Here is an 8,533-nt window from a genome sequence, read left to right on the forward strand (position 1 = left end):
GAGCGGGCGAGGCCCCTGCGGTGGGGAAGGAGTTACGGCTTCAGGTGCCGGCCCAGGCCCAGCCCGGCGGGGGTGCCGAGCTTGGTGCGGCCGTAGTAGGTCCCGCCCAGCTCGATGTCCGAACTGACGCTGTCCAGCTTCAGGATGGTGCCGTCGCCGGCGTTCTCGCCCTGAACGCCGATCGCGAGGTCGGCCCGGCCCCAGCCGGAGAAGTCGGCAAGCGTCACGGCGGAGCCGAACGCGTCACCGGATTCGGCTGCGCCGGGGACCCCGTCGGTGTCCTGGGTCAGATAGCGGGCGCCTGTGCCGGTGGCCCCGGTGGCCGAGCCACGGAAGTACAGCACGCCGCCCACGTCCTTGGTGAAGGCGTGGGACGGACCGATGTCCTCGCCCGGGATGCCGGCGAGGACCTCCGCGTAGCCGTCGAAGTCGACATCCCCGACGGCCACGTCGGCACCTAGGCTGTCGCCCGCGGTGTCGCCGGCTCTGGGATAGCCGGTGCTGTTCTGGGCGATGATGGTGTGGGTCCTGAACCAGCCCCAACCATCGTTGTTGTGGACGGTCACCTGGCCGCCGGCGGTGGTCGGCATCTCCGGGAAGCTCCCCGCGACCTCGGCGGAATCCGGCTGGCCGGTCACGATGTCGTCGTCACCGTCTCCGTCGATGTCGCCCGAAGCGATGGAGCGGCCGCCGCTGAGTCCGTGCACGGTGCCGGTGTGCTCGCCCGGCCCGGTGGCCCCGCCGAGTACACCGACGGTCCGGGCCTTGCCGCCCGGCTCCACATAGGCCACGAGCACGTCCTGGTAGCCCTCGCCGGCGAGGTCCGTGGTGGTGGCGTCGGCGTGCGGGACCGGCTGGGTGTACGCGCTGTCGCCGGTGACGGGTTGGAGGTTGCCGTGCTTGACCACCGCGCCGGTCGTACCGTCGAAGACCCACCAGGAGCCCGGCACTCCGGGCGCCACGGCGAACACCTCGGACTTGCCGTCGGCGTTGAAGTCGGCGACGGTTACCGCACTGCCGAGCTTCTCGCCCGAGGTGCGCTCCGCGGACGGGATGGTGAGCTGCCGGGCGGTGGTGAAGGACGGACCGTGCAGCACGGTGACGGAGCCCGTGTCCGAGCGCCCCGAGGTGTCGTCCTCGCCGGGGGCGCCGACGACGAGGTCGGCGTAGCCGTCGTAGTCGATGTCGCCGTATGCGGTGGCGGTGCCCCAGCCGTCGCCCGCTTCGGAGGCACCGGGTACCCCGGCCGACGACTGCGACAGCGTCTTCTTGGCGGTGGCCGCAAGGCCGTCCTTCCCGCCGGGGACAACGGTCACGGTGCCCGCGCCGGCCGCGCCGGCCGCCGTGCCCTTCGGAGTGCCGGCCGTCAGGTCGGCGAGGCCGTCACGGTTGGTATCGGCGCTCTGGTGGGCGGAGTTGACGGTCTTGAGGATGCCGATGGTGCGGATCTGGTCCAGCTTGTCGGCGAGCTTTTGGCCCGGGCTCGTGCCGCCCGCGAGCTGGTAGTGACCGAAGACCGCCCGGCCGGAGACCCGATCCCCCTCCTTGTGCGCGGCGTTGTCCGCATCGGCTGTCAGGACCACGTCGCTGCGGGTGTTGAGGCCGTATTGGCCGAGCCGCCAGGCGGCGACGCGGGCGATGGACTCCAAGGCGGCAGGGCTCGGCTTCTCGGTGCTCATGTCGCCGAGCACGGAGATGCCGACGGTGCCGGAGTCGAAACCGACAGTGTGCTGGCCGACCACAGGCAGGTTCTTGCCGCCCGCGCGGCCCTCGAAAACGGTGCCGCAGCGGTCGACGACGAAGTTGCGCCCGATGTCGGACAGACCCTTCGACTTGGTGTCGTAGAGCTGGATGGCACGCACGATCGCAGGGGAGTCGGCGCAGCTGTAGTCGTTGGTCCCGGCCTCGTGGAGGACGACAGCGGCCTTGACCTTCTCCGCGTAGGCAGGGGGTCCGGTGACGAGGGATTCGTCGGCTCCCCACTGGGCGCGCGACACGATGGGGGGAGTGGTGACGGTCGAGGGGGGAGCGGTCGGAGGCCCGGTGGGGCTGGGAGAGGCGCTGCCGCTGGGAGAGGCGGCATCGCTGGGGGAAGCGCTGCCGCTGGGGGAAGCGGCATCGCTGGGCGAGGCGCCGTCACTCGGCGACGCGGTGGGGTCCTCGGCCACATACGCCGCGGGTTCGGCGGCGAGCTTCGTAGCTCCGGCGGTGGGCCTGCCCGGGTCGACCATGTCGAGCCGCATCCCCTGCGGCAGCCGATCGACGGACGTCCCGTCCTTGGTGGTGACACGCACCTCCACCGCATCGGAGGGTCCGGCCCACAGCGGCTCGGAGGCCGCCCGCGCGCCCGCCCCGGCTTGCGCCTTCAGCGTCTTCCAGTCGCTCCACGCCCCGGACTCGGCGCCGCGCGTGCGCACCTGCGCCGTCCCGCGCAGGGCGGCCTTCTCGTCCGGCCAGGACACACCCAGCATGCTGAACGGCTTCACCTCGCGGCGGCTCAGCCCCTTCCCGCCGTCCCGGGTCTCGAGCGCGGTGGTGTGCAGCGCAGCGTGCACCGCGCTGCGCCCACCATTGCTCTGCGGCGGGGTGGCGACCGCCACAGCCACGACCCCCGAACCACCAAGGGCAACCGTCCCTATGGTCAACCAGACCCGCCACTTCACAGACAGCGGCCGATACGCATGCGATCTGCGCAAATCCACGTGACTTCGCCCCTTCGGAATCCCCGGAACAGTTGTCGCACCAGGTGACACCTATAGAGCGCGGCTCCCCCTCCAGACGTCACAGAGGTGGCTCTCCACGGCGATGCCGCTTACAGACAGACGGAGTTGGCGCAAAGCGATGGCGCCGTTCTGCGTTGGCCGGCCCGGGGATCAGTCGTACTCTCCCTCGCCCCTGCCATCAGCGGTGCTGCTGCGGTACGGCAGTCTCGTCATGAGGCCAGTTTGAGGTACTCGTTCAAGCCGTACGGGTACAGCCAGGGGCTGTGTCCCCCGGCTTGGAGTCGGTCGATCGCGATCAGTGTGTCCGCCGCGGTCTTGCATCGCGGGTGCCGCGCGGCGAAGGCGGCGATGCGGCCGCGCTGGGTGGGCAGCCATAGGGCGATCACCTGGGGGTCACCGTCGTACCACCACCAGAACTCAAGCTCCTCCCACAGGAGTTCTGTCGCCCAGCCGAAAGCAAGGCGGACCAGGCCGGCATCCGCCTCGGAGCCGGAAAGCCCAGCGATGGCCTCCAGCCACGGCTCCAGGCCGTCCGTCGCGTGGGCGATCCCTTCTATGAGGTCGGTGCACCTCCGGGGCGGCCGGCCATCGGTCAGGGCGATGGCCAGCAGTGCCCTGAAGGCCTGTTCGACCGCAGCACGTTCAGGCTTCGGCCAGTCGACGAGCCCGGCCCCATAGGGAGCGAGATGACCGATTTCCAAGGCCAGTTCGGTGCTAGGACCGTCCGGGCCCCAAGAGCGCAGTGCACGAGGCATGAGGCGACGCCACAGGACGGGGTACTGGTCCGTTTCCCAGTGGCCGACGACCTGGCGCATGAAATGTCCGAGGAGATCATCCGATACGGCAGCGGGATCGCCACCGAGAATGCGCAGCTCCGACTCCGGCGTGCAGTGGGTACAACCGTCCACCGGGCGGTCGAGCCCGGGAGGTGACGCGAAGACCCGGTCCACTTCGGCGAGTGCGCGCCGCCACATCGCGTATGGATCGAGGTCAAGGGGATCGGACATGGCACGACCTACCGTGGGACTCCGCACAGAGGACCTGGCGAAGAGCGTGAGTTGGGGACGCGGCCGGCGGGTGAGTGGCCCCGCAGGCTTCCGTGCAGCGGTGCCGCGTCCGCGAGATCCGTACCCGCGGCAAGGCCGGCCGGGAGCAGGGCGAGGCCGGCTCGACCGGCTCCCCCGTCCGGAGACCGCTCACTTCCGTGCGCAACACCTTCCGCGAGACCGCCTTCATCTGGAGTTCGGCGCCGCGCCTTTGCCGGCCGAGACCGGCGCGTCCTTCGGCCCCGGTTTTCCGGGCTGCTTCGGGCTCCTCTTCGCCCGGTTCGGCCCGGTCGTCCCCTGCCGCTCGGCGGCCGACAACCGCTCGCAATAGGCCGGTACGGCCCCCCGGCTGCCCGCCGCCGCCGCAAGCCGGGCTACCGCCGCGTCCCCGGGTGCCTTGCCCTGTCGCTCCACTGCCGCCAGGTAGACGCGGCAGTGCGCGACGGTGTCCCGTGCCGTACCCGGGCGTTCCCTCGGAGCCTCGTGCGAGGCCGACGCAGTGGGCATCGCCGAACGCCGTGGTGCCCGCTCCCCGCGCCCGTCATCAGCCGTTTCCTTGCCCACGCCGGGTACCGTGGGCGCGCTCCGCACCGGCTTCGGCTCCGCGTCAGCCCCGAACGGCGACGGGATGGCCCCCTCCCCCGCTGCCACCGCGACCCCGCCGAGCACCGCCGCCGCGACGACACCTCCCAGCAGCGCCTTGAGTGACCGTGCCCGGCGACGCTCGCCGGCGGGCCGCCAGTCGTCCCGTCTGCGCCGCCGCAGCGGCGCCGCGTGCAGGCCCTTCTCGTGCGCCGCGCGGAAGGCCTGGAGCGCCTGCTCCTCGGCGGCCGGACTGAGGGCGCCGGGGCGGTTCACCGCTTCGAGCAGTGCCTCGGGGGGACAGGGATCTTCCCGTTCGGGTTTCATGTCTCCACCTTCAGCGTGCACTGTGCCCTAGGCATCACACCGCCCCGCTCCAGCCTTGGTGAGCCGCACCGCCAGCCCCTTCAGTCCGCGGTGTGCAGCGGTGCGTACGGCCCCGGGGCGCTTGCCCAGCACCCGCGCGGCCGCCGGCCCGTCGAGCCCTACGACCACACGCAGCAGTACGGCCTCCGCCTGGTCGCGCGGCAGACTGCCGATCAGTTCGAGGACTTGCTCGGTGGAGAGCCTCTCCAGGGCCGCGGCGGCCGTGTCGCGTCCGCCCGGCAGTTCCAGCATGTCCTGTTCCAGCAAGGAGGTGCGCGGACGCCGCCTCTGCCTGCGCAGATGATCCAGGGCACGGTAGCGGGCGATCGTCGCCGTCCAGCCCCGGAAACCCGCACCGTCGCCACGGAAGCGGCCCAGGTCGCGGGAGATCTCCAGCCAGGCCTCGGAGGCCACGTCCTCGGCATCGTCACCGACCAGACCTCGGACGTAGGCGATCAGGCCGGGCTGCACCAGCCGGTACGCGATCGTGAACCCTTCCTCGTCCCCCTGCTGAGCCCGCTCAACGGCAGCGCCGAGCTCCGCGTCGCACACCCCCACGCTTCCCTCTCCGTACCAACTCCGCACCGCCGGGACGCATATCCCCACACTCTGCGCGCGGAGGCCGAGAAGTGTCACACCGCCGTCACCCGGAGTCCGCACCCGCCCGACCGCCCGTCACGGACGACAGTCCGGTCGACCGCGAGGGATGAGGAGTGACCCGGGTCACACGGACCCCGTGACCGGTGACGTTCCGGGGGCGGTATGCGCTGGGTACGGCGGGCCACCCATGTGACGGGTAGGCCGCAGTGAACTTCCATGAGGAGTGGAGCATTTGAGACCGCGAAGATCGCATGCGTACCGGACACTGATCAAGAAACGCCGGGTGTGGTTGACCCTGGGTGCCGTCATCCTGAGCGGGGCCGGCGTGATCACGGTCGCCATAGCCGATCCGCCTGGGAATCAGGGCCCTTCCGGTCCCGAGAAGCGTCCCGCGAAGCTCCGGACGTTCGAGCTCGCCAAGGGCGGGGCCAACGAGAGGGAACTGCCGGCCACGAGCACCGAGCCGTTCTCGCTCGTCGGCATCGGCTGGGACGGCGCCACGGCCGAGGTCGCGGGCACGGCTCAGGTGCGTACCCGCGAGGCGGGAAACGGTAAGTGGTCCGGCTGGCAGGCGCTGGAGATGGACTCGCACGGGCCGGACGATTCCGAGGGCGCGGCGCGTGGAGCGTCCGAGCCGCTGTGGGTCGGCCCGTCCACCGCGGTGCAGGTACGGGTGAAGGCTGCCAAGGCGCTGCCCAAGAACCTGAAGCTGCACATGGTCGACCCGGGCGTGAGCGCCGCCGAGGCCGGGGGGAACCCGGCCGCCACGGTCCCGGACAACGTCGCGTTCACCGTGGACGAGACGCCGGGCGCGGCCCCGGCGGAGACCGTCACGCCGACGGAGACCGCGACGTCCCCCGAGTCCGTACCGCCGTCCCCGAGCAGCACCGCGACCGACGCTCCGAGCGGGTCGCCCACCCCGACGGACACCGGCACCCCGTCGCCCACTCCCACCGAACCGACCGCGCCGCCGTCGACCGAGAAGCGGCCGCCGATCATCGACCGCGCCCAGTGGGGCGCGGACGAGTCCACGGTCGACGACCCCGCCGAGTACATCGACAAGATCCAGGCCGTCTACATCCACCACACCGTCGGCTCGAACAACTACAGCTGCGCCGAATCGGCCGCTCTGGTCCGCGGCATCATGACGTACCACGTCAAGACGGAGGGCTGGAACGACCTCGGTTACAACTTCCTGGTCGACAAGTGCGGCCGGATCTTCGAGGGCCGCGGCGGCGGCGCCGACCTGCCGGTCAAGGGCGCGCACACCTACGGCTTCAACAGCTACTCCACCGGCATCGCACTGCTCGGTGACTTCGAGGGTGACACCGCCACCGGCAAGCCCGCCGGGCGGCCGACCACGGCCGCGCAGCAGTCCGCCGCCCGCGTCGCCGCCTGGAAGCTCGGCCAGTACGGCGGCGATCCCCAGGGTTCGGTGACCCTCACGGCCATGGGCGACACCGGCAAGTACAACGAGGGACAGCAGGCCACGATGAGCGTGATCTCCGGCCACCGCGATGCGTTCGCTACCGCCTGCCCGGGCAAGAACCTCTACGGCAAGCTCTCCGTGATCCGCGACTTCGCGGCCGGCCCTGGCCACAACTCCGCCATTCCGACCTCGGACTTCAACAGGGACGGCATCACCGACCTGGTCGCCGGTCTGCCCCGGACGGCGAGCAGCGACGGCAGCGTCACGGTCCTGCCCGGCACCACCGACGGCCCCGAGTCCGCCACCCGCAAGACCCTCAACCAGAACAGCGCCGGAGTCCCCGGCACTTCCGAGGCCGGGGACCGCTTCGGCTCCGACAACGCCTGGGGCGATGTCAACGGCGACGGCTACGCCGACCTCATCGTCGGTACCCCGGGTGAGAACGGCACCTCGACGCAGACCGACACCGGCCAGACGTCGGTGCTGTACGGCCCCGGCCTGGCCGGCGGCAAGAGCTACTGGACCAACGCGGCCACCCGCACCGCCGGCGAGAAGCTCGGCACCTCGGTCACCTCAGGAGACTTCAACGCGGACGGCAACGCGGACGTCCTCTCGGTCGCCCCGGGCAAGCCCGGCCGGTGGTGGGCGTGGGACGGCAAGTCCGGTGCGGAGAAGGCCGGTTACCTGAGTACCTCGGCGTACACCGCGGCCGTCGGCTACGCGAGCTCCGCGACCGGCGACTTCAACAAGGACGGCTACGCCGACGTCGCGATCAGCTTCCGCGACCCGAGCGGCACCGGCCGCCTGCTCTGGCTCAAGGGCTCGGCGACCGGGCTGCAGCGCGCCGGCATTCTGAGCGCGAGCGGCGGCCGCTCGCTCGCCGCGGGCGACCTCAACGGCGACGGCTACACCGACCTCGCCCTCGGCCAGCCGAGCACCACGGAGTCCGGCCACACGCTCAAGGGCGGCGCGGTGACGGCCGTCCTCGGCTCGTCCACCGGCCTGACCGCGACCGGTCGCAAGACCATCGGCCAGGACACCACCGGCGTCCCCGGCGCCGGGGAGACCGGCGACGACATGGGCGCCTCGGTCTCCATCGGCGACGTCGACCTCGATGGATACGACGACATTCTCACCGGCGTGCCGGGCGAGGACACCACCCGCAGCGGCGTCTCGCGGACGAACGCCGGTCAGGTCATCCTGCTGCGCGGCACGGCCACCGGCCCGACGGCCACCGGCTCGGTCTCGTACCACCAGGACACCACCGGGGTGCCGGGCGCCACCGAGTCCGACGACCGGCTCGGCTCGTCCGTCTCACTCACCGACCTGTCCGGCTACACCCGGGCCGACCTCGCCATCGGCGCCGAGGGAGAGGACGCGTACAACGGCACAATCCTCCAGCTGGACAACAGCAGCACCAGCGGGATCGTGACCAGCTCGGGCGCCTACTACGGCACCACGGCACTGGGCGCACCCGCAGGCATTCACATCGGCGAGACCATGGCGCCGTAGCACCCACAGCGCTCCGAACAGGGGTGCTCCGAACAGCGGCCGGGGTCCAGGAGAAGGGACCCCGGCCGCCTCGCGCCGCTCCGCCGCATCAGGGCGAACCCTTCTGCCAATCGTGCTGTCGGCGCACCATCTCGGTGATCCAGCTGGGCGCGAACGGAGACGTGCAGCCCGGGGAAGTCGGGTAGTCCTTGAGCACCTCCAGGCGCTCACCGATGTCGATCGCACGGGTGCGGTGCCCGGTGTGCTCGATCCCGATCTGAGCCAGGCAGTGGTTC

The 8,533-nt window shown here is 71.3% G+C and carries 5 protein-coding genes and 1 pseudogene; 1 reads left to right on the top strand and 5 read right to left on the bottom strand.

The window, feature by feature from the left end; all coding sequences use genetic code 11:
* Positions 1-32 precede the first annotated feature (32 nt).
* The 4 genes from ACRDP3_RS00225 to ACRDP3_RS00240 all read right to left on the bottom strand — a co-directional run bounded on the left by ACRDP3_RS00225 (position 33) and on the right by ACRDP3_RS00240 (position 5,269).
* Positions 33-2,606 carry an N-acetylmuramoyl-L-alanine amidase gene (locus ACRDP3_RS00225; protein ID WP_431514721.1) on the bottom strand — a complete coding sequence of 858 codons (2,574 nt, stop codon included), beginning with the start codon at positions 2,604-2,606 and terminating at the stop codon, positions 33-35.
* Between the two features lie 326 nt (positions 2,607-2,932).
* On the bottom strand, positions 2,933-3,673 hold the full coding sequence (locus ACRDP3_RS00230) for a hypothetical protein (protein WP_431514722.1): 741 nt from the start codon (positions 3,671-3,673) through the stop codon (positions 2,933-2,935).
* A 282-nt stretch (positions 3,674-3,955) separates the two neighbouring features.
* Positions 3,956-4,678, bottom strand: a complete 723-nt coding sequence (locus ACRDP3_RS00235; RefSeq protein WP_431514723.1) for a hypothetical protein — start codon at positions 4,676-4,678, stop codon at positions 3,956-3,958.
* A gap of 27 nt (positions 4,679-4,705) precedes the next feature.
* The gene (locus ACRDP3_RS00240; protein WP_431514724.1) at positions 4,706-5,269 is read right to left on the bottom strand and encodes an RNA polymerase sigma factor; all 564 of its coding nucleotides are present in this window, start codon (positions 5,267-5,269) and stop codon (positions 4,706-4,708) included.
* Positions 5,270-5,600: 331 nt separating this feature from the next.
* Here ACRDP3_RS00240 and ACRDP3_RS00245 point away from each other — a divergent pair, with 331 nt between their 5' ends.
* Positions 5,601-8,258 (top strand): FG-GAP-like repeat-containing protein, encoded by a 2,658-nt coding sequence (locus ACRDP3_RS00245; RefSeq protein ID WP_431514725.1) that lies wholly within the window; start codon positions 5,601-5,603, stop codon positions 8,256-8,258.
* An 88-nt stretch (positions 8,259-8,346) separates the two neighbouring features.
* Here the strand turns inward: ACRDP3_RS00245 and ACRDP3_RS00250 are convergent.
* Positions 8,347-8,533 (bottom strand): annotated as a pseudogene (locus tag ACRDP3_RS00250) (DNA alkylation repair protein); the annotation flags it as partial.

It is taken from the genome of Streptomyces sp., assembly GCF_050698815.1.
In the GTDB taxonomy this organism is placed as follows: Bacteria; Actinomycetota; Actinomycetes; order Streptomycetales; family Streptomycetaceae; genus Streptomyces.

Excerpts from the sequence above, each read along its gene's own strand:
- ACRDP3_RS00235 (WP_431514723.1), bottom strand. The coding sequence starts at position 4,678 with ATGAAACCCGAACGGGAAGATCCCTGTCCCCCCGAGGCACTGCTCGAA.